Genomic DNA, 24,437 nt, shown 5'->3' with positions numbered 1-24,437 from the left:
ATTGATGTGGCGCAACGCATGGTGCCGCCCGTCCTGGGCAGTTGCCGTTGCGCAGCGCGGGGTCCAGGCTTCAGACCCAAGAAGCGGGAGGCAAACACCATGAGCGCCACGGGCTATGACGCCACCTACGCGGCCTGGCGCCGCGACCCGGACGGATACTGGGCCGGGGCCGCGCGCGGCATCACCTGGGACGCGCCGGCGGCGCAGGTCTTCGACCCATCGCAGGGGGTCTATGGCCGCTGGTTTCCGGGCGGACGGCTGAACACCTGCTTCAATGCGGTGGACCGCCACGTCGCCGCGGGGCGCGGCGCCCAGCCCGCGATCATCTGGGACAGCCCTATGACCGGGCGGGTCGAGACCATCACCTATGCCGACCTGCTCGACCGCGTGTCGCGGGTCGCGGGCGCGCTCGCCGCGCGCGGCGTGGGCAAGGGTGATCGCGTCATCGTCTACATGCCGATGGTGCCGGAGGCGGCGATCGCCATGCTGGCCTGCGCGCGGCTGGGTGCGGTGCATTCGGTGGTCTTCGGCGGTTTCGCGGCGGCGGAGCTCGCGACGCGCATCGCGGATGCGAAGCCCAAGGCGATCGTCAGCGCCTCCTGCGGTCTCGAGCCCGGGCGGGTGGTGAAATACAAGCCGTTGCTCGATGCCGCGATCGGCCTGTCGCCGCACAAGCCCGATGCGGTGCTGATCCTGCAACGCCCCGAAAGCCCCTGCGAGCTGACGCCCGGCCGCGATGCCGACCTGCTCGCCGCCATGGCCGGGGCGACGCCGCACGCCTGTGTCAGCGTCGAGGCAACCGACCCGCTCTACATCCTCTACACCTCGGGCACGACGGGCGCGCCCAAGGGCATCCTGCGCGACAATGGCGGGCATGCCGTCGCACTGCACAATTCCATGGACCTCGTCTACGGCATCGGGCCGGGCGACGTGTTCTGGGCGGCGTCGGATGTCGGCTGGGTCGTCGGCCATTCCTACATCGTCTATGCGCCGCTGCTCGCCGGCTGCACCACGGTGGTGTTCGAGGGCAAGCCCGTCGGCACCCCCGATGCCGGCACCTTCTGGCGGGTCTGCGAACAGCATGGCGTGAAGGTGCTGTTCACCGCCCCCACCGCCATCCGCGCCATCAAGAAGGAGGACCCGGAGGGCGCTTTCCTGAAGCGCCACGACCTGTCCAAGCTGGAGGCGCTGTATCTCGCCGGCGAGCGCTGCGACCCCGACACCATCACCTGGTCCGAGCGGCTGTTGCAGAAGCCCGTGGTGGACCATTGGTGGCAGACCGAGACCGGCTGGACCATCACGGGCAATTTCCGGGGCCCCGGTCTGTTTCCGACGAAGCCGGGGGCCGGCGGCAAGCCGGCGCCGGGCTACGACGTGGTGGTGCTGGACGAGGCGAACCAGGAAGTCCCGCGCGGGCAGATCGGCAGCCTCGCCATCCGCCTGCCGCTGCCGCCCTCCTGCCTGCCGACGCTGTTCAACGCCGATCAGCGCTTCCGCGATGCCTACCTGTCGGCGCATCCCGGCTTCTACAGCACCGCCGATGCCGGGATGGTCGACGAGGAGGGCTATGTCTCGGTGATGAGCCGCACCGACGACATCATCAATGTCGCCGGCCATCGCCTGTCCACGGGCGCGATGGAGGAGGTGCTCGCCGCCCATCCCGACATCGCCGAATGCGCCGTGGTCGGCGTGCGGGACACGCTGAAGGGGCAGGTGCCGCTTGGCCTGGTGGTGCTGAAATCGGGCGTGTCGCGGGGCGAGGCCGATATTGCGAAGGAGCTCGTCGCCATGGTGCGCGACCGCATCGGGCCCGTCGCGGCCTTCAAGGATGCGCGGGTCGTGGGGCGCCTGCCCAAGACGCGGTCCGGCAAGATCCTGCGCGCGACGCTGCGCAAGATCGCCGATGGCGAGCAATACGTCGTTCCACCCACCATCGACGACCCGATGATCCTGGACGAGGTGGGGGAGGTGCTGAAGGGCGCCATGCGTTGACGGACCGTTCGTCCGGACCTGCTCCCCTGCCGGCATGGTGCCGATTGGGGGCGTAGGTCGGGAAGGCGCGACCGCATCTCCGGATGGGCGGCAAGGCGCCGGATTTCCTGGCAGTTAGGCCGTATTTCTGATATATGACAATCAGGAAATGTCCATGCGCGGAGACGGCACCATGTCAGACCCGAGCTTCGGTGAGATCGTGAGTTGGGCCTTCATCTTCGGCACCATCACCTTCGTCCTTGCCCAGCGCCTGGGTGTCGGTCCGGCGGTGGTCGCGGCCATGTTGGCTGCGCTCGGCACCAAGGCGGCGCTGCTGAACTTCGGCTGATCGCATCCGGCGGGGCGGGCCGCACGCCACCGCGCCCGGCAGGCGACGCTGCGGCTCGGCCCGCGGCGTAGCCCACAGGCGCTGACGCCCAGGCAGGTGTCCCGGCCCTGCAACCTTCCCGTCATGGCATCGCAACCGGCACAGGCTAACCCCCGCGCATTCGCATTGCATCGGGGGTTCCATGCGCAGACTGCTTCTCGCCACCGTCCTGCTCGCCGCCGGGCCGGCGCTGGCCGACCAGCGCTTCGAGGCGACGCTCGCCGGCCACGCCATCCTGCCGGCCGCGACCTTCGCCACGCCGCCTCAGGACGCGCCGCCGGGCCTCGCCGTCTCGGGCCGCTTCACCGGTCCTGGTAATGTCCGCAACGATCAGGTCGGCAGCGTGCCCGGCAATGTCGGCCCGGCCTATGGCAACCGCACCACCGGCCTGTCGCTGCCCTTCAATGGCCAGCCCGTGCAGGGCTTCTCGGGCATCAAGCCGGTCACCGGCGAGCCCGGCGCCTACTGGGTGCTGACCGACAACGGTTTCGGCAACCGCCGCAACAGCGCCGACGCCATGCTGATGTTCCACAAGGTGCGGCCCGATTTCCGCACCGGCCAGGTGGCGGTCGAGCGCACTATCTTCCTCTCCGATCCGAACCGCGTGATCCCCTTCGTCATCACCACGGATGCGACGGCGTCGCGCTACCTGACCGGCGCCGATTTCGACCCCGAGAGCATCCAGCCGATGCCGGACGGCACCTTCTGGATCGGCGAGGAATTCGGCCCCTACCTGATTCACGTGGACGCCGAAGGGCGCGTGCTGCGCGTGGTCGAGACGCGGCTGGACGGCGAGGTCATCCGGTCCCCGGACAATCCCGCGCTCGGCGTGCCGGCCTCGCCGACCCAGGCCGTTCCGTTCCGCTCGCGCCGGTCCGGCGGCTATGAGGGCATGGCGGCCTCGCCCGACGGGGCGCGCCTCTACGCCCTGCTCGAAAAGCCGCTGTTCCGCCCCGGCACGGACCAGGCCGAAGGCAACTTCCTCCGCATCCTCGAATTCGATACGGCCCGCAACGACTGGACCGGCCGGGTGCTGCGCTTCCGCTTCGAGGACGGTGCGACCTCGATCGGCGACTTCAACATGATCGACGACCGCCGCGCCCTGATCATCGAACGCGATGACGGCGAGGGCGATCCGGGCCTCGCCTGCGCCCAGGGTCAGCAGAGCACCGCCGAGCGTCCTTGCTTCCCGGTGCCGGCGCGCCTGAAGCGCATCTACCTGGTCGATCTCGGCGACGTCGACGCCGAGGGCTTCGTGCGCAAGATCGGCCATATCGACCTGATGGCGATCCGCGACCCGGACAACATCGCCCGCCAGCGCGGCGACCGCCCGGCCGGCGCGCCGAACGACCGCTTCACCTTCCCGTTCTTCACCATCGAGGACGTGGCGATGATTGACGCCGACCACATCATCGTCGCCAACGACAACAACCTGCCCTTCTCCGCGGGCCGCCACCTGACGCGCGCGGACGATAACGAGTTCATCATCCTGCGCGTGCCGGAATTCCTGCGCGCGCGCTGAGGCGGTCCTTGTCCTGAACTGTGGAACCCGGGAGGGGCTTTGCCCCTCCCGGACCCACCCCACCAAAGGCCACAGGGCCTTTGGAAACCGATACCTGGCGCCAGGCGCGACGTTCAATTTCGAATATCGAGGGATACGCGGTGCGTAACGCCCGGTCCCACGCGGCCCTGATGGCGGCCGAACCTTCGCGCAAGGCGCCAAGGTCAAGGTTTCCAAAGGCCCTGTGGCCTTTGGCGGGGAGAGGTTTGGAGAGGGGCAGAGCCCCTCTCCATTTCCGTCAGCGCCATGGCTTCGCATGCGTCGGGCACAGGCAACGCTGCCCGTCCGCACCGGAACGAACCTCCGTCACCCGCGCTCGCGACATCCGCCTCGGTCCCGCACTGCCTTTCTAAATCGTGAAGACAGAGTCATTCCGCACTCATCCCCGCGTCATCGGGGTGTCTTCCTCCATCGGCACTCTCCCGGCCAACGCAGCGGCGACGATCGCCGCCGCATCGGCATGCAACGGGAAAAACCACGATGAGCGCGGACACCATCCGGATCGCGACCTTCAACGCATCGCTCAATCGCGCGACGGAAGGCGAACTGGTCGCCGATCTGTCGGCGCGGAACGACCAGCAGGCGCGCACCGTCGCCGAGATCCTGCAGCGCCTCGCGGCAGACATCGTGCTGGTCAATGAGTTCGACTACGACGCGGATGGCGCGGCGGTCGATCTCTTCCGCGACAACTATCTCGAACGACGCCAGAACACGCTGGGCCTGGCGGATCACGGCGGCAAGCCGATCCACTACGACTACGCCTTCACCGCGCCGTCGAACACCGGCATCGCCTCCGGCTTCGACCTCAACAACAACGGCGAGACGGTGACCGTGCCGGGTGCCGCGGGCTATGGCGACGACGCGCTCGGCTTCGGCGCCTTCCCCGGCCAGTACGGCATGGCCATCTTCTCCAAGTACGAGATCCTCACCGACCAGGTCCGCACCTTCCAGACCTTCCTGTGGAAGGACATGCCGGATGCGCGGCTGCCCGACGACCCGAACACCGCCGCGCCGAACGACTGGTATTCGGCCGAGGAACTGGAGGTGATGCGCCTCTCCTCCAAGAGCCATTGGGACGTGCCGATCCTCGTCGATGGCGAGGTCATTCACGTCATCGTCTCCCATCCGACGCCGCCGACCTTCGATGGCGCGGAGGACCGCAACGGCCTGCGCAACGCCGATGAGATCCGCTTCCTCTCCGACTACGTCACGCCGGGGCAGGGCGACTACATCTATGACGATGCGGGCAATCATGGCGGGCTCGAAGCCGGGGAGCGCTTCGTCATCCTCGGTGACATGAACGCCGACCCGCATGATGGCGACAGCGCTGACAATGCGATTCATCAGCTTCTCGACAACCCGCTGATCGATGGCAGCCTTGTGCCGACGAGCGCCGGTGGGCCGGAGCAGGCGACGCTCCAGGGCGGCGCCAACGCGGATCACCAGGGCGACCCGTCCCAGGACACCGCGGACTTCGCCGATGGCGCGCCGGGCAATCTGCGCGCCGACTACGTGCTGCCCTCCGCGAGTGGTCTGACGCCTGTGAATGCCGAGGTGTTCTGGCCCGAGAGCACCGATCCGACCTTCCCGCTGGTCGGCGCCTATACGCCGAGCCTGCCGGGCGGCTTCCCGTCCTCCGATCACCGCGCCGTGGCGATGGACCTGACCATCGACCGCGTCTTCCCGACCCTGTCCGGTGACGCGCCGACGGTGATCGGCCATCGTGGCGCGAGCGGCTCGCGCCCCGAGCACACGCTCGAAGCCTATCGTCTCGCCATCGAACTCGGCGCCGACGTGATCGAACCCGACCTGGTGGTGACCAAGGACGGCCACCTGATCGACCGCCATGAGCCGATGCTCAGCGGCACCACCGACATCGCCGAGCATCCGGAATTCGCCGACCGCAAGACCACCAAGGTGATCGAGGGCGAGACCGTCACCGACTGGTTCGCCGAGGACTTCACCCTCGCCGAGATCAAGACGCTGCGCGCCGTCGAGCGCATCCCGCAGCTCCGTCCCGACAGTGCCGACTACAACGGGCTCTACGAGATCCCGACGCTCGATGAGGTGATCGCCCTGGTGAAGCAGGTCGAGGCCGAAACCGGCCGCCAGATCGGCATCATCCCCGAGACCAAGCACCCGACCTATTTCGAATACAACGGCGTCTACCAGGACCGCACGCCGATCCATGTCGACACCAGCCGGTTGCTGATCGACACGCTGGTCGCCAACGGCTTCACCGATCCGTCGCGCGTCTCGATCCAGTCCTTCGAGATCGCCAACCTCATCGAGCTGCAGACGAAGATCATGCCCGCGGCCGGCATCGACGTGCCGCTGGTGCAGCTCATGTACAACACCTACTCGCCCGATCTGCTCTTCCATCTCGATCCGGCGAATGCCGCGCTCGGCGCCGATCCGAGCCTCTATGACGGCTTCACCTTCCCGCTCACCGCCGGCACGGTGGCCGAGGCCGGCGGCGGCGGGCTCTATTCCGCCGAGGCCTTCGCCGCCATGGCGGCGCTCTATGCCGAGGCTATCAGCCCGCTGAAGGAGGACATCTTCCTCGTCACGCCGCTCGCCACACCGGTCGATGGCGACGGGGACGGCATCCCGCTCATCTTCATGCAGCTCACCGGCGAGGTCGTGCCGATGGTGCAGTGGGCGCATGACAACGGGCTCGAACTGGTCGTCTACACCATGCGCGACGAGGAGTATTTCAGCGCGCTGAACCCCGACGGCACCGCGCGGCGCCCGGTCGAGGAATATGTCAGCCTGGTCGAGGCCGGCGTGGACGGCATCTTCAGCGACTTCCCGGGCTCGGCCCGCGTGGTGGTGGACCAGCTCAAGGCCGGTGCCGGCGCGATCGCGCTGGGCAACCTGCAGGGCGGCAACGACATCCTGCTGCTCGACGCGGGGGCGCTCAACCGGCGCCTCGCCAGCGAGGGCCGCGACACCGTGATCTATGGCGGCGACGCGAAGCTGAACCTGTCCGCCGGGCTTGAGGATGCGGAACTGCGCGGCACGGGCGACGCCATCATCCACGGCAACGGTCTCGACAATGCCCTCGACGGCAATGCCGGCGCGAATGAACTGCATGGCGGCGTCGGCCATGACACGCTCTCTGGCCTTGGCGGCGACGACCTGCTCGCCGGCGGCGTCGGTGACGATCTGCTGCTCGGCGGCGATGGCAACGACCTGCTGCGCAGCGCGGCTGGCAACGACACGCTGGCTGGCGGCGTGGGCGCCGATACGCTGATCGCCGGCGGCGGCGCCGATGTCTTCCGCTACGGCAGCGCGGCGGAGGGCGGCGACCACATCCACGCCTTCGAATGGCGGATCGACGTGATCGAGGTCTCCGCCGGCGGCTTCGGCGGCGGCCTTGTCGCCGGCCAGGCGTTGGAGGCGGGGCAGTTCACCACGTCGAATCTCGGGCTGGCGAGCGGCACCGAGGCCCAGTTCATCTGGGAGAAGGACGCCAAGACCCTGTGGTGGGACGCCGATGGCACGGGCGCTGAGGCAGCGGTGATGATCGCGACCTTCGAGCACGTCCATGCCCTGGCGGCGGCGAATATCGCCATCATCGCCTGATGCCCTGCGGCGCCGCGCCGGTTATCGGTGCGGCGCCGGTCGTGTCGCCGGCGGAGGCCTCCCGCGCAAGGCGGGCCGCCATGCCATCCGCCATCGGGACACTGTTTCCCCCGGGGTGCGCCGGCCGCCCGCTCGCAACACCGGGGGGCGCGCCAAATCTTTCCATTCCTTTCCACCGACGGCATGCCGCTGATTGATGCCGATCACATTATCGTCGCCAAGGATAACAATCTCCGCTTCATCTTGGGCCGACATCTGACCCGCATGGACAAATGCAACTTCATGATCTGAGCTCGACCCATACTTCCCGGGATGACCGAAACCTCTCCCGGACGACGCGGAAGTGGCGTCTAGTCTACCTCTCCCGCGTGTGACGGGGGTGTGGTCGGCGCGCGGGGCAGGTGGGGAACCGAGCGCGTAACCGTTGTTCACGCAAACGAGAGCACAACCGCCCGTATCAGTTGTCACGGATCAAGGTCTGTTCCACTTTGGCTGCGGATTCGCCGGAGTTGACAGGATGGCTGATGATCCCGTGGGGGCGTTTGTCCCGGGACCGCGGAGCGTGCGCGCGGGCGCGGCAGAGGGGCCACTCGCCGGCCTGACTTTTGCTGCCAAGGATCTTTTCGATACCGCCGGTGACGTCACCGGATATGGCAACCCGGACTGGGCGCGCACCCACGCGCCGGCGACCGCCGATGCGATCGCGATCATGACCCTGCTCGAGGCCGGGGCCTCGCTGGTCGGCAAGACGAAGACCGTCGAACTCGCCTATGGCCTGACCGGCGAGAATGTCTGGTACGGCACCCCCACCAACCCGGCTGCGCCGGACCGTTTTCCGGGCGGGTCGTCCTGCGGCTCGGCCGCGGCGGTGGCGGCGGGGCTGGTCGATATCGCCATGGGGTCCGATACGGGCGGATCCGTGCGCATCCCGGCCTCCTATTGCGGCATTTTCGGCATCCGGCCGTCCTGGGGCTCGGTGAGCCTGACCGGCGCCTGCCCGCTCGGGCCGGCCTATGACACCGCCGGCTGGTTCGCCGCCCGCGCCTCCATCCTGCGCCGTGCCGGGGAGGTGCTGTTGCCGCCGGGCGGGGAAGGGCCACTCGGCCCGTTGCTCAAGGTGCAGGATGCCTGGGTGAATGCCGATCCCTCGACGGCCGCCGCGCTGGCCAGCGGGCTCTATGCCGCGGAGCGCCTGCTCGGTCCGGCGCTGTCGATCAACCTGGCGCCGGAGGGGCTCGAGAAGCTCTACGAATCCTTCCGCTGCGCCCAGGCGGCGGAAGCCTGGGCCAGCCTCGGCCCCTGGATCGAGGCCACCGATCCGAAGTTCGGCCCCGGCGTGACGGAACGCTTCGCCGCCGCCAAGGCGCTGGACCCGGCCAAGGCGGCCGAGGGCCGCGCCTTCCGTCGCGTGCTGCAGGCGCGCGTGCGCGCGCTGCTCGGCGGTGGGGCGGTGCTGGTCTACCCGACCTCGCCCATGCCGGCGCCGCTTCTCACGGCGAGCCAAGCCGAACAGAATGCGGTGCGCGAGAAATCCATGGGTGTGACCGCCATCGCCGGATTGTGCGGCCTGCCCGAGGTGACGATCCCAGCCGGCCGCGTGGCCGGCGCGCCGGTCGGCCTGTCGCTGGTCGCAGCGCCTGGCCGCGACCGGGCATTACTGGCGCTCGCCGAACAGGTGGCTGGCGCGGCGGGGCTCGCCGTCTGACCATGGACCTGCGTGACGCTGCCGCGGGCGACATTCCGGCCATCACCGCCATCTACTCCCATCACGTCCGGCACGGCACCGGCACCTTCGAGGAAACCCCGCCGACCGAAACCGCCATGGCCGCCCGCATCGCCAAGGTGCAGGCCGCCGGCTGCGCCTGGCTGGTCGCGGTGGACGAGGCCGGGCTTGTCCTTGGCTATGGCTATTTCGCGCCCTTCCGGGAGCGTTCGGCCTATCGCTTCACCGCCGAGGATTCGATCTATGTCCGCGACGACATCCGCGGCCAAGGGGTGGGCAAGGCGCTGGTCGCCGCGCTCCTCGACCGTGCGGAGGCGCGCGGCTTCCGGCAGATGATCGCGGTGATCGGCGATTCCGAAAACATCGGGTCCATCGGCCTGCATCTCTCCCTCGGCTTCCGCAAGATCGGCGTGCTGAAGGCCGTGGGCATGAAATTCGGCCGCTGGGTGGACGTGGTGCAGATGCAGAAATCCCTGGGCGAAGGCGAGCGCAGCCTGCCGGGATGACGGCGCGTTGCGCCACGCTCGGCCCAGCCCCATCTCTTTCTGGAGCGGCGGCCTCTGCCGGGCCGCCCGGAACCGAGGGGAGTGGGAGCGATGCCCGCAGGCAACCCGACGAGCCCGCCGGATGTGGAGCGTGCCTTGCTCGACCCGGCCTCCGTTTTTGCGACACCCGAGGCGGTTCTTGACCATGCCGCGCTGACGCCGACCCAGAAGGTCGAGATCCTGCAACGCTGGGCCTATGACGCCGCCGATGTCTCCGTGGCCATCGAGGAAGGCATGCCCGGCGCCGAGGAGACGCTGCTGCGGCGCATCACCCTCGCGCTGCAGGACCTCACCGGGCCGCTCGACCTCGACCGGGCCGGGCCGAGCAAGCAGCACGGCTTCGGCGAGGGCACGGTGAAGCCGGCGGACTGACCGCGCCTCCGATCGCGCGGGTGATGAGGACCCGGCTCTACGCCATCATGGAATGGGTGGGCGACGTCTTCTGGGCGGTGCCCGCCCTGCTGTCGCTGGCCGGGGTCCTGCTCGCCGAACTTGCCCTGCGCACCGAAGCTCCAGGGATCGGGCCGCTGCCGCCGGCGCTGGTCTTCGCCGACGATGTGTCGGGGGCACGCAACCTGCTCGGCATCATCGCCGGCTCGGCCATCACGGTGGCGAGCACGATCTTCTCGATCACCATCGCCGCGCTGTCTCTGACCTCGGGGCAGATGGGCCCGCGGCTGCTGCGCAACTTCCTGCGCGACACCGGGAACAAATGGGCGCTCGGCCTGTTCCTGCTGACCTTCGCCTATTGCCTCGAACTCCAGCGTGGCATGGGTGCGCCGGACACGGCGACGGTGCCGCATCTGGGTCTCACCCTGGCGGTGGGGCTGGCGCTGTTGTGCACGGCGACGCTCGCCTGGTTCGTCCAGCACGTCGCGAGCGGCATCAATGTCGAGACGGTCATCGGCTTCGTCCAGCAAGAGCTCATGGCCGCCTGCGAACGCCTGACCCTGGATGAACCGGCGCCCGGCGGGCTTCAGCTCGCCGGGCTGCCCCCTCCCGGTGCCCCGGTGCGCGGTGCAGCCACCGGCTACCTGCGTGCCATCGACCATGATCTGCTGGCCGACTGGGCTGCCGAGCGCGACGCAACCCTGTCGGTGCTGGCGCGGCCGGGCGATTTCCTTCATCCGGCCGCACGTATCGCCGAAGTCCGGCCCAGCCACCTGGCCGCCGACGCCGCAGCGGCCATGCAATCGGCCATGATCCTCGGGCCGCGCCCTGCCGCCGCGCAGGATCTCGAATTCGCGGTGCGCCAGCTTGTGGAGGTCGCGGTGCGCGCGCTCTCGCCGGGCATCAACGACCCCTTCACCGCGATCGCGGTGCTCGATCGGCTTGGGGCCGCGTTGTGCGCGCTGGCGGGGCGCCACCTGCCGCCTGCCGTGCTGCTGCGCCAGGATGTCGTCGTGCTCTATCGGCGCGGAACCAGCTATGCAGGTTTGTGCGACGCGATGTTCCACATGATCCGACAGGCGGGCGCGGCGCACGCCGCGGTCCTGATCCGCATGATCGAGGTGATCGACGAGGCGCTGGACGTGGAAACGGATCCGTCCCGGCGTGAGCACCTGCTGCGACATGTCCGGCTTGCCCTCGTGGCCGGACAGTCGGGAATCGGGGATGCGGCCGGACGGCGGGACCTTGATCGGCGGGCAACGGCGGTGCTGGTGACGTCGTGACACCGAAAGGACCGGTGTCGCGGCGGTCTCCCGGCAGGGCCTGGCCTTAGCCTGGCCGGAACCGCGCGAGCGTCAGCGCATCTCCATGCAGCGCCTCGGCCACCTGGTCCCGCGCGGCATCGGTCCCGAGAACCGCGACACGGTCGAACCATGGGCTGCGCCCGCGGGCGCGGCCCTGGAACAGCCGGTCGAGCGCCACTGCCGCCGCCGAACGGCCGGCGCAACAGGTGCAGCCGAAGCGGTGCAGGGCCCGCGCCTCGAAGCGTTCGGTCGCCACGGCGCCGGTGACGGGCGACCCGCTATCGGTCAGCAGGGCTGTCGGGCCGCCTGCACCGAACCAGGACGCCAAGGCGTCCTCGCTGGCCAGGAACGTCACGGGAATTCGGGGGTCATTCGCCATCGCGTGCTGGACATAATGATATCTTTATGTGATGTGAAGGGCCATGGACGCCCTGCTGACCCAACTCCGCGCTGCGGCCGAGCCCACGCGGATTCGCCTGCTCGCCCTGTGTGCGCGTGGGGCCTGGTGCGTGTCGGATCTGGTGGCGATCCTCGGCCAGTCCCAGCCGCGATTGTCGCGCCATCTGAAGCTGCTGGTCGAGGCCGGCCTGCTGGTGCGGACGCCGGAAGGGGCGAATGCCTGGTTCCAGCTTGCGCCGGATGCGGATCTCGCGCGGCAGTTCCTCGCGCGCCTGCCGGAGGAAGACCCGCTTCTGGCCGCCGATCGCCGTGCCGCGGCGCGGCTGGCGGCCGAGCGCGCGCGGGTTGCCTCGGATTCCTTCCGCCGCCACGGCGCGGATTGGGATGAGGTGCGCGCCCTGAACCTGCCGGGACGGGCGATCGAGGCCGCGCTGCTCGATGCCCTGCCGGAGCCCGTCGGCCGGCTGCTGGATATCGGCTGCGGGACGGGCGGGCTGCTGGAGATGCTGGCGTCGCGCATCGAGGAAGGCCTCGGCGTCGACGCGTCCCGCGACATGCTCGCCCTCGCGCGCACGCGCCTGGCCGAACACGGCCTGTCGCATATCGCCGTCCGTCAGGCCGACATGTACCGCCTGCCGCTCCCCGATGGCGTCTTCGACGTGGTGACCTTGCAGATGGTGCTGCACTACGCCGAGGATCCGGCCGTCGCGCTCGCCGAGGCGTCGCGCGTGCTCAAGCCGGGCGGTGCGCTCATCATCGTCGATCTCGCCCCGCATCAGCGCGCCGACCTGCTCGGCGCCCATGCGCATCGCTGGCCCGGCTTCGACGATGCCGAGATGGCCGGCTGGCTCGGCGAGGCCGGCTGCGCCGCGCCGCGCGGCGAGACCATCCCCGGGGACCTTCCCGTTCGCCTGTGGCGTGCCGAACGCCTGGCTCTTTCCGTTTCCGCCTGAAGGACGACTGCCATGTCGCGCCCGCATCTCCTCGACGCCCTTCGTGACCGCGTTCTCCTCTGCGATGGCGGCATGGGCAGCCGCGTGCAGGTGATGGACCTTGATGTCGAGCGCGACTTCTGGGGCAAGGAGAACTGCACCGACGTGCTGGTGCTCTCCCGCCCCGATGTCGTGCGCGAGATCCATCGCGGCTACTACGAGGCCGGCGCCGACATGGTGCTGACCAACACCTTCGGCGGATCGCCGGTCACCCTCGGCGAGTTCGAGTTGGAGGACCGGGCGTTCGAGCTCAACAAGAACGCTGTCGAGATCGCGCGCGAGGCGGCGGAGAGCTTCGCGGATGGCCGCCATCGCTGGGTGATCGGCGATATCGGGCCGGGGACCAAGCTGCCCTCGCTCGGCAACATCGCCTATGACGCGCTGGAAGCCGCGCTGGTGGTGCAGTGCCGCGGGCTGATCGCCGGCGGCGCGGACGCACTGCTGACCGAGACCAATCAGGACACGCTGTTCATCAAGGCCGCGGTCAACGCCGCCAAGATCGCGCGCGCCGAGGCTAAGTCCTCCATCCCCATCTTCGTGCAGGTGACGGTCGAGACGACCGGCACGCTGCTGGTTGGCCCCGATATCGGCGCGGCGGCGACGGTCGCGCACGCGCTGGACGTGGACCTGATGGGCCTGAACTGCGCGACCGGCCCGCAGGAAATGGCCGAGCATGTCCGCTGGCTGTCGCAGAACTGGCCGCGCCTCGTCTCCTGCCAGCCCAATGCCGGCCTGCCGGAGCTGGTGGACGGCAAGACGCATTACCCCTTGGGCGCGGCGGAACTCGCCACCTGGATGGAGCGTTTCGTCACCGAGGACGGGGTGAATCTGATCGGGGGCTGCTGCGGCACCTCGACGCCGCATATCGCCGCGCTGGATGCGATGCTGCGCAAGGTCGGCGGCACGTCGCACCGCCCCGCGCCGGTCGCGCGCAAGTCGTTCTGGGTCCCGTCCGTCGCCTCGCTCTACACCTCGGTCTCGCTGCGGCAGGAGAATTCGTATTTCTCCATCGGCGAACGCTGCAACGCCAACGGCTCCAAGGCCTGGCGCGAACGCCAGGCGGCGCATGACTGGGATGGCTGCGTCGCCATGGGGCGCGAACAGGTGGGGGAGGGGTCGAACAGCCTCGACATCTGCACCGCCTTCGTCGGCCGCGACGAAATGGCGGAGATGAACGAGGTGATCCGCCGCTTCACCTCCTCCGTGAATGCGCCGCTGGTCATCGATTCCACCGAGACGCCGGTGATCGAGGCTGCGCTGAAGCTGCATGGCGGCAAGCCGATCATCAACTCGATCAATTTCGAGGATGGCGAGAAGGCCGCGACGGATCGCATGATCCTCGCGAAGAAGTTCGGCACGGCGGTCATCGCGCTGACCATCGACGAGGTCGGCATGGCCAAGACCGCCGAGGACAAGCTGCGCATCGCGTCCCGTCTGGTGGAATTCGCCTGCGACAAGCATGGGTTGCCGCAGTCGGACCTGATGATCGACCCGCTGACCTTCACCATCGCCACGGGCAATGAGGACGACCGCAAGCTCGGCCTGTGGACGCTGGAGGGCATCCGCATGATCCGGGATAAGTTCCCGGACATTCAGATCATCCTCGGCCTGTCCAACATCTCCTTCGGCCTGAACCCGGCCGCGCGGCATGTGCTGAACAGCGTGTTCCTCGACCATGCCGTGAAGGCCGGCATGACCGGCGCGATCGTGCATGTGTCCAAGATCAAGCCGCTGCATCAGATCCCGCCCGAGGAGGTGAAGGTCGCGGAAGACCTCATCTTCGATCGGCGGTCCGAAGGCTACGATCCGCTGCAGAAGATGCTGGAGATCTTCGCCGGCCGGAAGGCCGCGGATGCGGCGAAGAAGCAGAAGGCGGAGACGGTCGAGGGCCGCCTCAAGGACCGCATCGTCGATGGCGACCGCAAGGGCCTGGACGACGAACTGGCCGATGCGCTGGCGAAGGGCATCGCGCCGCTGTCCATCATCAACGACATCCTGCTGGACGGCATGAAGGTGGTGGGCGAGTTGTTCGGCGCGGGCAAGATGCAGCTCCCCTTCGTGCTGCAATCTGCCGAGACCATGAAGGCCGCCGTCGCCTATCTGGAACCGCTCATGGAACGCGTGGCGGGGCAGGAGAAGGGGACGATCGTGCTCGCCACCGTGAAGGGCGACGTGCACGACATCGGCAAGAACCTGGTCGACATCATCCTCACCAACAACGGCTACAAGGTCGTCAATCTCGGCATCAAGGTGCCGCTCGCCGACATGGTCGCGGCCGCGAAGGAACATCGCGCGCATGCCATCGGCATGTCCGGCCTGCTGGTGAAGTCCACCGTGGTGATGCGTGAGAACCTCGAGGAAATGGCGCGGCAGGAGCTCGACATCCCCGTCCTGCTCGGCGGTGCGGCGCTGACGCGCAACTATGTCGAGGATGACTGCACCCGCGCCTATGCCAAGGACGGCACGACGGGCCGCGTTGCCTATGCGCGCGATGCCTTCGACGGCCTGCATCTGATGGACAAGGTGGTCGGCAATGGCTTCGACGACTACCTCGCCGCCCTGCAGGCCAAGCGTGCGGGCAAGGCGCGCAACGAGAAGCGTGTGCTGGGCCAGGCCGATCCCCGTGGCTTCGCGCCGGTCGACGTCAACACCGTCCAGGCCCGCCGCCGGCGTGTGAATGCCGAGACCACGACGCCGACCCCGCCCTTCTGGGGTGCCCGCGTGATCGAGGCCGCGCCCAAGGCCGTCGTGCCCTTCATCAACGAGCGCAGCCTGTATCAGTTCCAGTGGGGCTTCCGGAAACAGGGCCGCTCGCTGGAGGATTTCCTCGGTTGGGCGAAGCAGGAGCTCCGCCCGGTGCTGCAACGCATGCTGCGCATCACCGGCGAGCAGGACATCCTCAAGCCCCAGGCGATCTACGGCTATTGGAAGTGTGCGGGACAGGGCAACGACCTGATCCTGTTCGAGGAGGACGGCACCACCGAGGCCGCCCGCTTCACCCTGCCGCGCCAGCCCAAGGAGGACGGCGAGTGCATCGCCGATTTCGTCACCGACATCGATGACGGCCGCGACGTGATCGGCCTGCAGGTCGTCACGGTCGGCCAGAAGGCGTCCGACGTGGCGCGCGAATGGTTCGAGGAGAACCGCTACCAGGATTACCTTTACCTGCACGGCCTGTCGGTCGAGATGGCGGAGGCCATGGCCGAATACGTCCACAAGCGCATCCGCGCCGAATGGGGTTTCGCCGCCCAGGACGACCGCGACATGGACCGCATGTTGCAGCAAAGCTACCGCGGCGGCCGCTATTCTTTCGGCTACCCGGCCTGCCCGCGGCTGGAGGACCAGGCGCCGCTGCTGCAATTGCTGAAGGCCGAGCGCGTCGGCGTGACCATCAGCGACGAATGGCAGCTGCACCCGGAACAATCGACCAGCGCCATCGTCCTGCATCACCCGCGCGCGAAGTACTTCTCCGTCTAGCCCCGGGACGGTAAACCCGCCCCCATGACGGAAAGCAGGCTCGGCAGGGCCACGACGCTCGCCATCGGCAGCGTCGTGGTTTCGATCGCGGTGCTCGCGCTGAAGGCGGTGGCCTGGTGGCTGACCGGCAGCGTGGCGCTGCTCGCGGATGCGCTGGAGAGCATCGTGAACGTGGCCGCTGCCGTGGCCGCGCTCATCGCCGTGACCTATTCCGCCCTGCCGGCCGACAACAACCACCCCTATGGCCATGCCAAGGCGGAGTATTTCTCCGCCGTCCTCGAAGGCGCGCTGATCATCGTCGCGGCGCTGCTGATCCTGCATCAGGCCTGGGGCGCCTTCCTTATGCCCCGAGCGCCGGAACAGGCGGGGATCGGCCTGGCCATCTCGGCCGTGGCGAGTGCGGTGAATGCCGCATGGGCGCTGCATCTGGGGCGGCGCGGGCGAAGGCTGCGATCGCCGGCCCTGCTGGCCGATGCGGCCCATCTCTGGTCGGATGTCGTCACCTCCGCCGGGGTCATCGTGGGCGTCGGGCTGGTGGCGCTGACCGGGACCCTGTGGCTCGATCCGCTGCTGGCCGCCCTGACCGCGGGCAACATCCTGTTTTCCGGGTTCCGCCTGCTGCGCGAAAGCGTCGGCGGGCTGATGGACGAGGCCGTGCCCTCGGCCACCATGGACCGCATCCGCGCCATCGTCGCCGAGCAGGCTGCCGGCGCGATCGAGGCCCATGACCTGCGGTCCCGCCATGCCGGCCGCTTCACCTTCCTGGAGTTCCACCTGGTGGTGCCGGGCGCGATGACCGTGCGCGAATCCCACGACATCTGCGACCGCATCGAGGCCGCGCTGAAGGCCGAACTCGACACCGCCGTCATCACCATCCATGTCGAGCCCGAGGGCAAGGCCAAGCAGAAGGGCGTGCCGGTGCTGTGAAGGCGCCCCCGCGCAGCCCCACCTCCCGCCCCGGGCGGGGCGCGACCTGGTGGCTGGGGATGGCGCTGCTGGGTTCCGCGCTGCTGCATGGCGCCTTGATGGCGGCGCTGATCCTGTGGCCGGTGGCGGATCCTGTGGACGAGCCGGGCGAGTCCGGCGGCGTCACCCTGGTCTTCGCTGATACCGTGGCCCGTGCCGGCGGCGCCACGCCTGAATCCGCCGAACCGGCTGAAGCTGTGGAGACACCCAGTCCCCCGGCGCCTCCGGTTCCGCCGGCGCCACCGGCGCCGCCCGCGCCGCCGGCCGAACCGCGGGCCGCTGCGCCGCCGTCACCACCGCCCATGCCCCCGCCCGCGCCGGCCGAGGCACCGCGCGATGTTGCTGCGCTGTCGCCTGCGTCACCAAGCGTGGTCCCGGATCCACCCCCGCCGGCCGCGGCACCTGACGTCGCGGCCCTGCCGCCCGCGCCAGACGGCTTCCTGCCGCCGCCTGCTCCGCCGGCCGAAGCCGCCCCGGCGCCGCCGCCACCTCCGCCCGAACCCGCCGACGTGACCGAGGAGACGCCGCGCGAGACTGCCGCAGCACCGGAGACCCCGGCCGACGCCCTGCCGTTGCCGCCACTGCCGCCGCCCGCCGACCAGCCGTCCTCCCAGGCCCAGCCGGCGCAGCGACCCAGCCAGCCGCGGCAGCAGCAGGCTGCGCGCCAATCCCAGGCCCCCATCCGGCTCGATGCCGGCGCAGAGGGGCCAACGCCGGAAGGTTCGCTCGGCGCCTTCGCTCTGGGCGCGGCGGTGCCGCCAGGTCCCGATCCCGGCTACCGCAATGCCCCGCCGGACTACCCGGCCGAGGCGCGGCGCCGCGGAGAGGAAGGCGTCGTGCGTCTGGCGGTGAGCGTCGCCCCGGATGGGCAGGTGACGCGGGTGGAGGTTGCCCTCACCTCCGGTTTTCCGGCCCTCGATCGCGCGGCGCTGGAGGCGGCGCAACGCTGGCGCTTCCGCCCAGCAACGCGCGCCGGCCTTCCGGTGGCGGGGACGCTGACGACGGCCGTACATTTCCGCCTGCAGGACGGGCGCGGCCGATAGGAGACGACCAGGCGATGGTGAAGCTCGACGTCATCACGACGCGCGGGGGCGATGGGGGCGAGACCTCGCTCGGCGACGGCACGCGCCTGCGCAAGGACGCGCTGCGCATCGAGGCCTTCGGCACGGTGGATGAGGCGAACGCCGCGCTCGGCCTGGTGCGGCTGCATGCCGAAGGCGAGGCGGATGCCATGCTTGCCCGCATCCAGAACGAGCTGTTCGACGTCGGTGCGGATCTCTGCGTGCCGGGCGAGGCCGGGGCGAGGCTGCGCGTCGCCGACACGCAATCCGCGCGGCTGGAGGCAGAGATCGCGGCGATGAATGCGGCGCTGCCGCCGCTGCGGTCTTTCGTGCTGCCGGCCGGGTGTCCCGGCGCGGCGCATGCGCATCTGGCGCGCACGGTGGTGCGGCGGGCAGAGCGGCTGGTGGTGGCGCTGGCCGGGGCGGAGGAGGTGAACCCGGCGGTGATCCGCTACCTCAACCGGCTGTCGGACCATCTGTTCGTGTTGTCGCGGCACCTGAACGCGGCGGCCGGAGGTGACGTGCTGTGGGTGCCGGGGGCGACGCGGTGAGATCGGACGGCGCTGTTCAAGCGCGAAGGTAAGACTGGAAAGGGGCGCCGCCCCTCTCCAGACCTCACCTTGCCAGGATGCTGGGCATCCTGGACCGCAGGCACCTGGTATTGGGCCGTGATGGCGTGCCGGCCCGCGCAGCGCGCTTCGTGCCCAAATGCGGGTCTCGGCACCCATTCTGCCAGCGATGCCCGGCGCCAGGTTGAGGTTTCCAAAGGCCTTTCGGCCTTTGGCGCGATGGTTTGAAGGGGCGGCGCCCCTCCAATTCGACAGTCGAGCCCTCAGCGAACCTCACGCCATCTGCCCGATCGTCGCCCTGAACCGCGCCAGCGCGAACCCGAACAGCGCCGCCCCGATCGCGGCCAGTGCTGCAAAATGCGGCCACACCACGTCGAACCCCGCGCCGCGGTACAGGATCCCCTGCGCCAGCAGGACGAAATGCGTGGTCGGCGCGGCTTCCATCACCACCTGGACCAGCGTGGGCATGCTCTCCCGTGGTGTGGTGCCGCCCGAGAGCATCTCCAGCGGCAGCAGCACCAGGATCAGCAGCAGAGCGAATTGCGGCATGGACCGTGCGACGGTGCCCAGGAAGATGCCCATCGCCGTGGTGGCGAAGACATGTACCGCGGCCCCTGCGAGGAACAGCGGCACCGATCCCTGGATCGGTACGCCGAGCGCGCCCTGCACGACCACCGTCATGGCGACCGCGGTCGCGACCAGCACCACCAGCGCCATGGCCCAGACCTTGGCGGTCATGATCTCGAAGGGTGTCACGGGCATGACGAGCAGGTGTTCGATCGTGCCGTGCTCGCGTTCCCGGATCAGGGCGGCGCCAGCGAGGACGATGGACAGCATGGTGATCTGGTTGATCACCTCCATCACCGCACCGAACCAGGCTTCCTCAAGCACAGGGTTGAAGCGGGCGCGCAGCGCGAGGCCGATCGCGGGCACGTCCACGGCGCGATAGCGCTGGAGGAAGGCGACGATCTCCTCGCTGATGATGGATTGGATGTAGCCGCTGCCGGTGAAGGCCTGGCTCATGCGCGTGGCGTCGACGTTGAGCTGGATGGCGGGCTGGCGGCCGGCCAGCAGGTCGCGCTGGAAATGCGGCGGGATGTCGACGGCGAAGGTGTCGCGGCCATCATCCATGCGCTCGTCCATCTCGGACTGGGTGATCATGGCGGGCGGCAGGAAATAGGGCGGCTGGAAGGCGTCGATGATGCGCTGGGCGACCGGGGAGCGGTCCTCGTCCACGATGGCGATGGAGGCGCGGGACAGGGTCTCCGGCATTGCCGTCGCCGCCGCGTAGATGGCGAAGGTGAAGGAATAGATGATCAGCACCAGCAGGATCGGGTCGCGCAGCAGGCTGCGCAGCTCCTTCACGCCGAGGGTCGCGATGTGGGACAGGCGCATCTCAACGTTCCTGCTTGCGCAGCAGCATGGCGCTGACCGCGATCAGCAGCGGGCCGGCGATCAGCAGCGGCAGGAAGGAGGGTTGCAGATCGGCGAAGCCCAGGGATTTCGAGAAGGTGCCCCGCGCGATCGTCACGTAATGTGCCGTCGGATAGATGTGGCCGATCAGCGCGCCGATGCCTTCCAGGGATGATACCGGGTTGATGACGCCGGAGAACTGCACCGCCGGCAGGATGGTCATCACCGCCGTGCCGAAGGTCGCCGCGACCTGGCTGCGCAGGAAGGTCGAGGCCAGCAGCCCCAGCGCCGTCGAGGCGCAGAGATACAGCGCCGTCGCCGCCGTCAGCGCCCAGAAGCTGCCCTTGAGCGGCACGCCGAACAGCGTCAGCGCCAAGCCCACCAGCAGCAGGTAGTTGAGCATGCCGAGCAGCAGGTAGGGCAATTGCTTGCCCATCAGGAATTCCAGCCGCGTCACCGGCGTGACGTAGAAATTGACGATCGAACCCAGCTCCTTCTCCCGCACCACGGACAGGGCGGTGAGCATGGCCGGGATCAGCATCAGCAGGATCGGGATGACCGCGGGCACCATGGCGACCAGGCTGCGGACATCGGGATTGTAGCGGTAGCGGATCTCGATGCTGAAGGGCGTGACGGCGCTGGCATTGGCGTTGCGCTCGGCGCGCTGCGTCACCCATTGCTGATGCATCGCCTGGACATAGCCGCGGATGGTCTGCGCGCGGGACGGCATGGCGCCGTCGATCCAGGCGCCGACCTCGACGGCGCGGCCGCGCGCGACGTCCCGCCCGAAGCCGGGCGGGATCTCGATGGCCAGCGATATCTCGCCGGCTTCCATGCGGCGGTCGAGATCGGCATGGTCGGTGATCGGCGGACGTTCGAGGAAGTAGCGCGAACCGGCGATGTTCAGCGCGTAATCCTGGCTGGTCGTCGTCTGGTCGCGGTCGAGCACGGCGAAGGTCAGGTTCTCGACATCGAGGCTGATGCCATAGCCCATGATGATCATCAGGATCATGCTGCCGAGCAGCGCGAGCGTCGCGCGCACCGGATCGCGCCGCAGTTCCAGCGCCTCCCGCCGCGAATAGGACAGCAAACGCCGAAGGTCGAAGCCGCGGCGCGACGCATGGCCGGGCGCGACGGTGGCGACCGGGGCAGGGGCGGGCGCCGTCACCGGGCCGGCGGCTTCCTCCAGATGGTGGATGAAGGCTTCCTCCAGTGTCGCGGCCCCGGATTGCGCGACGATCGCGGCCGGCGTGTCGCTGATCAGCACGCGGCCCGCATGCATGAGCGAGATGCGGTCGCAGCGCTCCGCCTCGTTCATGAAGTGGGTCGAGATGAAGATCGTCACGCGGTCGCGGCGCGAGAGCTCGATCAGGATGCGCCAGAACTCGTCGCGCGCGATCGGATCGACGCCCGAGGTCGGCTCGTCGAGGATCAGCATCTCCGGCCCGTGGATCATGGCGACGGCCAGCGAAAGCCGCTGCCGTTGCCCGAGCGGCAGCGCATCCGGCAGCGTGTCCATGATGGCGCTGAGGCCGAAGCGATCCGCCATGGCCTGCACGCGGTCCGGGATGGCCGAGGCCGGCAGGCCGAACAGCTTCGCATGCAGCACCAGGTTCTGCCGCACCGTCAGCTCGGTGTAGAGCGAGAAGGCCTGTGACATGTAGCCGACGCGCCGCCGCGTATCGAGATTGGTGGCATCGACCGGCGCGCCGAAGAGGAAGGCTTCGCCCTCGCTCGCCGGCAGCAGGCCGGTGAGCATCTTCATCGTCGTTGTCTTGCCGCAGCCATTGGACCCGAGGAAGCCGAAGATCTCGCCGCGGCGGATACGGAAGCTGACATGATCGACCGCGGTGAAGTCGCCGAAGCGCATGGTCAACCCGCGCGCCTCGATCGCCGGTGCCTCGCCATCCGGGGAAGCGAAGGGGGGGCGGTGCACTGCTTCGTGGCCGGCGCGCTTCGCCTCGGGTAGCAGGGCGATGAAGGCGGCCTCCAGTGTCTCGGTGCCGGTCTGCGCCAACAATTCCGTCGGCGCGCCGGTCGCGAGGACCCGCCCGCCATCCATGGCGGCGAGCCAGTCGAAGCGTGCCGCTTCCTCCATGTAGGCGGTGGCGACCAGCACGCTCATGCCCGGACGCTCGGCGCGGATGCGGCCGATCAGTTCCCAGAATTGCCGGCGCGACAATGGATCGACGCCGGTCGTCGGCTCGTCGAGGATCAGCAGTTCCGGGTCATGGATCAGCGCGCAGCACAGGCTGAGCTTCTGCTTCATGCCGCCCGACAGCTTGCCCGCCGGGCGATCCACGAAGGGCGCCAGCCCGGTTGCTGCGACCAGATCGGCGATGCGCTGCTCACGTTCCGCGCGATCCTGGCTGAACAGGCGCCCGAAGAAGTCGATATTCTCGAAGACCGACAGCGTCGGATAAAGGTTCTTCCCCAAGCCCTGCGGCATATAGGCGATGCGCGGCCCGACCGCGTCGCGATGCCGCGCATCAGCCATGCTGCCGCCCAGCACCGTGACGCGGCCCGCCTGCACCGCCCGCGCGCCAGAGACGAGCGCGAGAAGGGACGACTTCCCCACCCCATCCGGCCCGATCAGCCCCGCCATGACGCCGGCGGGGATGTCGAGCGCCACGTCATCCAGCGCGACCGTCCGGCCATAGCGCAGCCCGACGCCTTCCAGCCGCGCGATCGGCGCGGTCATTGCGGCAGCCGCACCTGCAGGTTGGCGGGCCATTCCGCATCGCGGTCGAGCCGGACATAAGCCATGCCCGGCAGGCCGGTCTTCACCTGGCTGACATGCTCGCGCAGCAGCGCCGGATCGATGCGCGCGCGGATGCGAAAGACCAGCTTCAGCCGTTCCTGCTCGGTCTCCACCGTGCGCGGGGTGAATTGCGCGACGTCGGAGACCAGCGAGATCGTCGCCGGGATGACGTATTGCGGCGCGGCGTCGAGGATGATCCGGGCGTCCGATCCCAGCGCGACGCGGCCGGCGTCCACGGTCGGCAGGAAGAAGGTCATGTAGACGTCGGTGAGGTCCACCAGGTTCAGCACGCGCCCGCCGGCCGCGACCACCTCGCCGGGCTGGGCGATGCGGAATTGCACGCGACCGGCGCGCGGGGCCTTCAGCGCGCTGTCGTCGATATCGACCTGGATGCGCTGGATGGTCGCGCGCGCGGCCTCGGCGGCCGCCTGGGCGCTGACCACCTGCGACCGGGCGGACCCGATCGCCGCATCGGCCGCGGCGACCTGGGCGCGAGCGGCGCTTTGCGCGGCGCGCGTGCCTTCATAGCTGGCGCGGTCATCGTCCAGGGTCTGGATCGGGGCGTTGCCGCGCGAGGCGAGCTCCTCGGTGCGCGCCAGCCGGCGCTGGGCGGCGATGAGCTGCGCGTCGCGCTGGGCGACAACCGCCTCGGCAGCGGTATGTTCCGCCTGACGCTGGGTGACCAGGGCATTGGCCGTTTCGATGGCGATCTCGGCGCGCCGCAACTGGGCCTGGGCCTCGCGCAGCTGCGCTTCCAGCGTGGCGGTGTCCATATGCGCCACCACTTGGCCGGCGGCGACCAGGTCGCCCTCATTCACCAGGATATCGGCGATGCGCCCGGCGATCTTGGTGGAGACATCGAGCTCCACCCCCTCGATCCGGCCATTGCCGCGGGCGAAGCCCAGCGGCAGCCCGGCCGGCCGGAAGGCCTGCCAAGCGGCCCAGGCGCCGCCCCCGGCGATCAGGAGCAGCAGCAGAAGAAGGATCGTACGCGTGGAAGGTCGTGTCATCTCGGTGCCTGGCTGTGGCGCAGCATCTCATAGCTATCGCATCAGTGGGCGCTTTGCGGCAGTGCAAGAGGATGCGATGGCGCCCGCCGGACGCGCCGTCGCGGATCCGGGCGATCGTGCGGCCAAGCCCGGCAGTGGCGGAAACCTGCGATGGTCATGGCCCCGGGACGGAATCGGAGGGGTCTGTCCCTCCGATTCCGTTCCGCCATATGATGGATCATTCGGAAAGCCGGATAGCTGGCGCCGGGCAGGGGAGGCATGCTGCATCCCTCGCATCGCGCTTTGTGCGCAATTGCGGATTTGGGCGCGCTTTCTGCCC

At 69.1% G+C, this 24,437-nt stretch carries 17 protein-coding genes; 13 read left to right on the top strand and 4 right to left on the bottom strand.

Translation table 11 applies throughout. The features are described 5' to 3' along the window. Nucleotides 1–99: 99 nt before the first annotated feature. The 8 genes from KPL78_RS12130 to KPL78_RS12095 all read left to right on the top strand — a co-directional run bounded on the left by KPL78_RS12130 (nt 100) and on the right by KPL78_RS12095 (nt 11,449). A complete protein-coding gene (locus tag KPL78_RS12130) occupies nt 100–1,992 on the top strand; it encodes a propionyl-CoA synthetase (protein WP_219763230.1) in 1,893 nt (630 codons plus the stop codon). A 172-nt stretch (nt 1,993–2,164) separates the two neighbouring features. After that, on the top strand, nt 2,165–2,320 hold the full coding sequence (locus tag KPL78_RS12125; RefSeq protein WP_219763229.1) for a hypothetical protein: 156 nt from the start codon (nt 2,165–2,167) through the stop codon (nt 2,318–2,320). Between the two features lie 181 nt (nt 2,321–2,501). Continuing rightward, complete coding sequence (locus KPL78_RS12120) at nt 2,502–3,881, top strand: esterase-like activity of phytase family protein (RefSeq protein ID WP_219763228.1); 1,380 nt, start codon at nt 2,502–2,504, stop codon at nt 3,879–3,881. Between the two features lie 519 nt (nt 3,882–4,400). Further along, complete coding sequence (locus tag KPL78_RS12115; protein WP_219763227.1) at nt 4,401–7,508, top strand: glycerophosphodiester phosphodiesterase family protein; 3,108 nt, start codon at nt 4,401–4,403, stop codon at nt 7,506–7,508. A 517-nt stretch (nt 7,509–8,025) separates the two neighbouring features. Further along, nucleotides 8,026–9,213 (top strand): amidase, encoded by a 1,188-nt coding sequence (locus KPL78_RS12110; RefSeq protein ID WP_219763226.1) that lies wholly within the window; start codon nt 8,026–8,028, stop codon nt 9,211–9,213. A gap of 2 nt (nt 9,214–9,215) precedes the next feature. Beyond that, nucleotides 9,216–9,737, top strand: a complete 522-nt coding sequence (locus KPL78_RS12105; protein ID WP_219763225.1) for a GNAT family N-acetyltransferase — start codon at nt 9,216–9,218, stop codon at nt 9,735–9,737. Nucleotides 9,738–9,827: 90 nt separating this feature from the next. After that, nucleotides 9,828–10,148, top strand: a complete 321-nt coding sequence (locus KPL78_RS12100) for a hypothetical protein (RefSeq protein ID WP_219763224.1) — start codon at nt 9,828–9,830, stop codon at nt 10,146–10,148. 23 nt (nt 10,149–10,171) lie between these two features. Continuing rightward, nucleotides 10,172–11,449, top strand: coding sequence for a DUF2254 domain-containing protein (locus tag KPL78_RS12095; RefSeq protein WP_219763223.1), 1,278 nt, complete (start codon nt 10,172–10,174; stop codon nt 11,447–11,449). Between the two features lie 46 nt (nt 11,450–11,495). Here the strand turns inward: KPL78_RS12095 and KPL78_RS12090 are convergent, their stop codons facing one another. Then, entirely contained in the window at nt 11,496–11,825 is a 330-nt protein-coding gene (locus tag KPL78_RS12090; RefSeq protein WP_219763222.1) for a hypothetical protein, read from the bottom strand. A gap of 67 nt (nt 11,826–11,892) precedes the next feature. Between KPL78_RS12090 and KPL78_RS12085 the strand changes: the two genes are divergently transcribed. From KPL78_RS12085 to KPL78_RS12065, 5 genes are read left to right on the top strand one after another with little or no spacing between them, the layout of a single operon-like run. Further along, entirely contained in the window at nt 11,893–12,822 is a 930-nt protein-coding gene (locus KPL78_RS12085) for an ArsR/SmtB family transcription factor (RefSeq protein ID WP_219763221.1), read from the top strand. Nucleotides 12,823–12,834: 12 nt separating this feature from the next. Continuing rightward, on the top strand, nt 12,835–16,338 hold the full coding sequence (gene metH / locus KPL78_RS12080) for a methionine synthase (RefSeq protein ID WP_219763220.1): 3,504 nt from the start codon (nt 12,835–12,837) through the stop codon (nt 16,336–16,338). Between the two features lie 24 nt (nt 16,339–16,362). Continuing rightward, complete coding sequence (locus tag KPL78_RS12075) at nt 16,363–17,265, top strand: cation diffusion facilitator family transporter (protein ID WP_219763219.1); 903 nt, start codon at nt 16,363–16,365, stop codon at nt 17,263–17,265. Next, nucleotides 17,262–18,347, top strand: coding sequence for an energy transducer TonB (locus KPL78_RS12070; RefSeq protein ID WP_219763218.1), 1,086 nt, complete (start codon nt 17,262–17,264; stop codon nt 18,345–18,347). The genes KPL78_RS12075 and KPL78_RS12070 overlap by 4 nt, the downstream gene beginning before the upstream one ends. Before the next feature lie 14 nt (nt 18,348–18,361). After that, nucleotides 18,362–18,916, top strand: coding sequence for a cob(I)yrinic acid a,c-diamide adenosyltransferase (locus KPL78_RS12065; protein WP_219763217.1), 555 nt, complete (start codon nt 18,362–18,364; stop codon nt 18,914–18,916). A gap of 291 nt (nt 18,917–19,207) precedes the next feature. On the opposite strand, the gene KPL78_RS12060 is transcribed toward KPL78_RS12065, so the two are convergent. Genes KPL78_RS12060 through KPL78_RS12050 form a run of 3 tightly spaced genes read right to left on the bottom strand, consistent with a single transcriptional unit; the run spans nt 19,208 to nt 24,118 of the window. Beyond that, nucleotides 19,208–20,329, bottom strand: a complete 1,122-nt coding sequence (locus KPL78_RS12060; protein ID WP_219763216.1) for an ABC transporter permease — start codon at nt 20,327–20,329, stop codon at nt 19,208–19,210. A 1-nt stretch (nt 20,330) separates the two neighbouring features. Next, on the bottom strand, nt 20,331–23,048 hold the full coding sequence (gene rbbA / locus KPL78_RS12055; RefSeq protein WP_219763215.1) for a ribosome-associated ATPase/putative transporter RbbA: 2,718 nt from the start codon (nt 23,046–23,048) through the stop codon (nt 20,331–20,333). Continuing rightward, nucleotides 23,045–24,118 (bottom strand): HlyD family secretion protein, encoded by a 1,074-nt coding sequence (locus KPL78_RS12050; protein WP_219763214.1) that lies wholly within the window; start codon nt 24,116–24,118, stop codon nt 23,045–23,047. The genes rbbA and KPL78_RS12050 overlap by 4 nt, the downstream gene beginning before the upstream one ends. Between the last annotated feature and the right edge of the window lie 319 nt (nt 24,119–24,437).

The sequence above is a fragment of the Roseomonas alba genome, assembly GCF_019430885.1.
Taxonomy (GTDB): Bacteria; Pseudomonadota; Alphaproteobacteria; order Acetobacterales; family Acetobacteraceae; genus Neoroseomonas; species Neoroseomonas alba.
This window is presented reverse-complemented; position numbering and strand designations above follow the sequence as displayed.

Bases quoted from the DNA above. Each gene is read 5' to 3' on its own strand.
- KPL78_RS12130 (WP_219763230.1), top strand. From the start codon at position 100: ATGAGCGCCACGGGCTATGACGCCACCTACGCGGCCTGGCGCCGCGAC.
- KPL78_RS12125 (WP_219763229.1), top strand. From the start codon at position 2,165: ATGTCAGACCCGAGCTTCGGTGAGATCGTGAGTTGGGCCTTCATCTTC.
- KPL78_RS12120 (WP_219763228.1), top strand. From the start codon at position 2,502: ATGCGCAGACTGCTTCTCGCCACCGTCCTGCTCGCCGCCGGGCCGGCG.
- KPL78_RS12115 (WP_219763227.1), top strand. From the start codon at position 4,401: ATGAGCGCGGACACCATCCGGATCGCGACCTTCAACGCATCGCTCAAT.
- KPL78_RS12110 (WP_219763226.1), top strand. From the start codon at position 8,026: ATGGCTGATGATCCCGTGGGGGCGTTTGTCCCGGGACCGCGGAGCGTG.
- KPL78_RS12105 (WP_219763225.1), top strand. From the start codon at position 9,216: ATGGACCTGCGTGACGCTGCCGCGGGCGACATTCCGGCCATCACCGCC.
- KPL78_RS12100 (WP_219763224.1), top strand. From the start codon at position 9,828: ATGCCCGCAGGCAACCCGACGAGCCCGCCGGATGTGGAGCGTGCCTTG.
- KPL78_RS12095 (WP_219763223.1), top strand. From the start codon at position 10,172: ATGAGGACCCGGCTCTACGCCATCATGGAATGGGTGGGCGACGTCTTC.
- KPL78_RS12085 (WP_219763221.1), top strand. From the start codon at position 11,893: ATGGACGCCCTGCTGACCCAACTCCGCGCTGCGGCCGAGCCCACGCGG.
- metH (WP_219763220.1), top strand. From the start codon at position 12,835: ATGTCGCGCCCGCATCTCCTCGACGCCCTTCGTGACCGCGTTCTCCTC.
- KPL78_RS12075 (WP_219763219.1), top strand. From the start codon at position 16,363: ATGACGGAAAGCAGGCTCGGCAGGGCCACGACGCTCGCCATCGGCAGC.
- KPL78_RS12065 (WP_219763217.1), top strand. From the start codon at position 18,362: ATGGTGAAGCTCGACGTCATCACGACGCGCGGGGGCGATGGGGGCGAG.
- KPL78_RS12060 (WP_219763216.1), bottom strand. From the start codon at position 20,329: ATGCGCCTGTCCCACATCGCGACCCTCGGCGTGAAGGAGCTGCGCAGC.
- rbbA (WP_219763215.1), bottom strand. From the start codon at position 23,048: ATGACCGCGCCGATCGCGCGGCTGGAAGGCGTCGGGCTGCGCTATGGC.
- KPL78_RS12050 (WP_219763214.1), bottom strand. From the start codon at position 24,118: ATGACACGACCTTCCACGCGTACGATCCTTCTTCTGCTGCTGCTCCTG.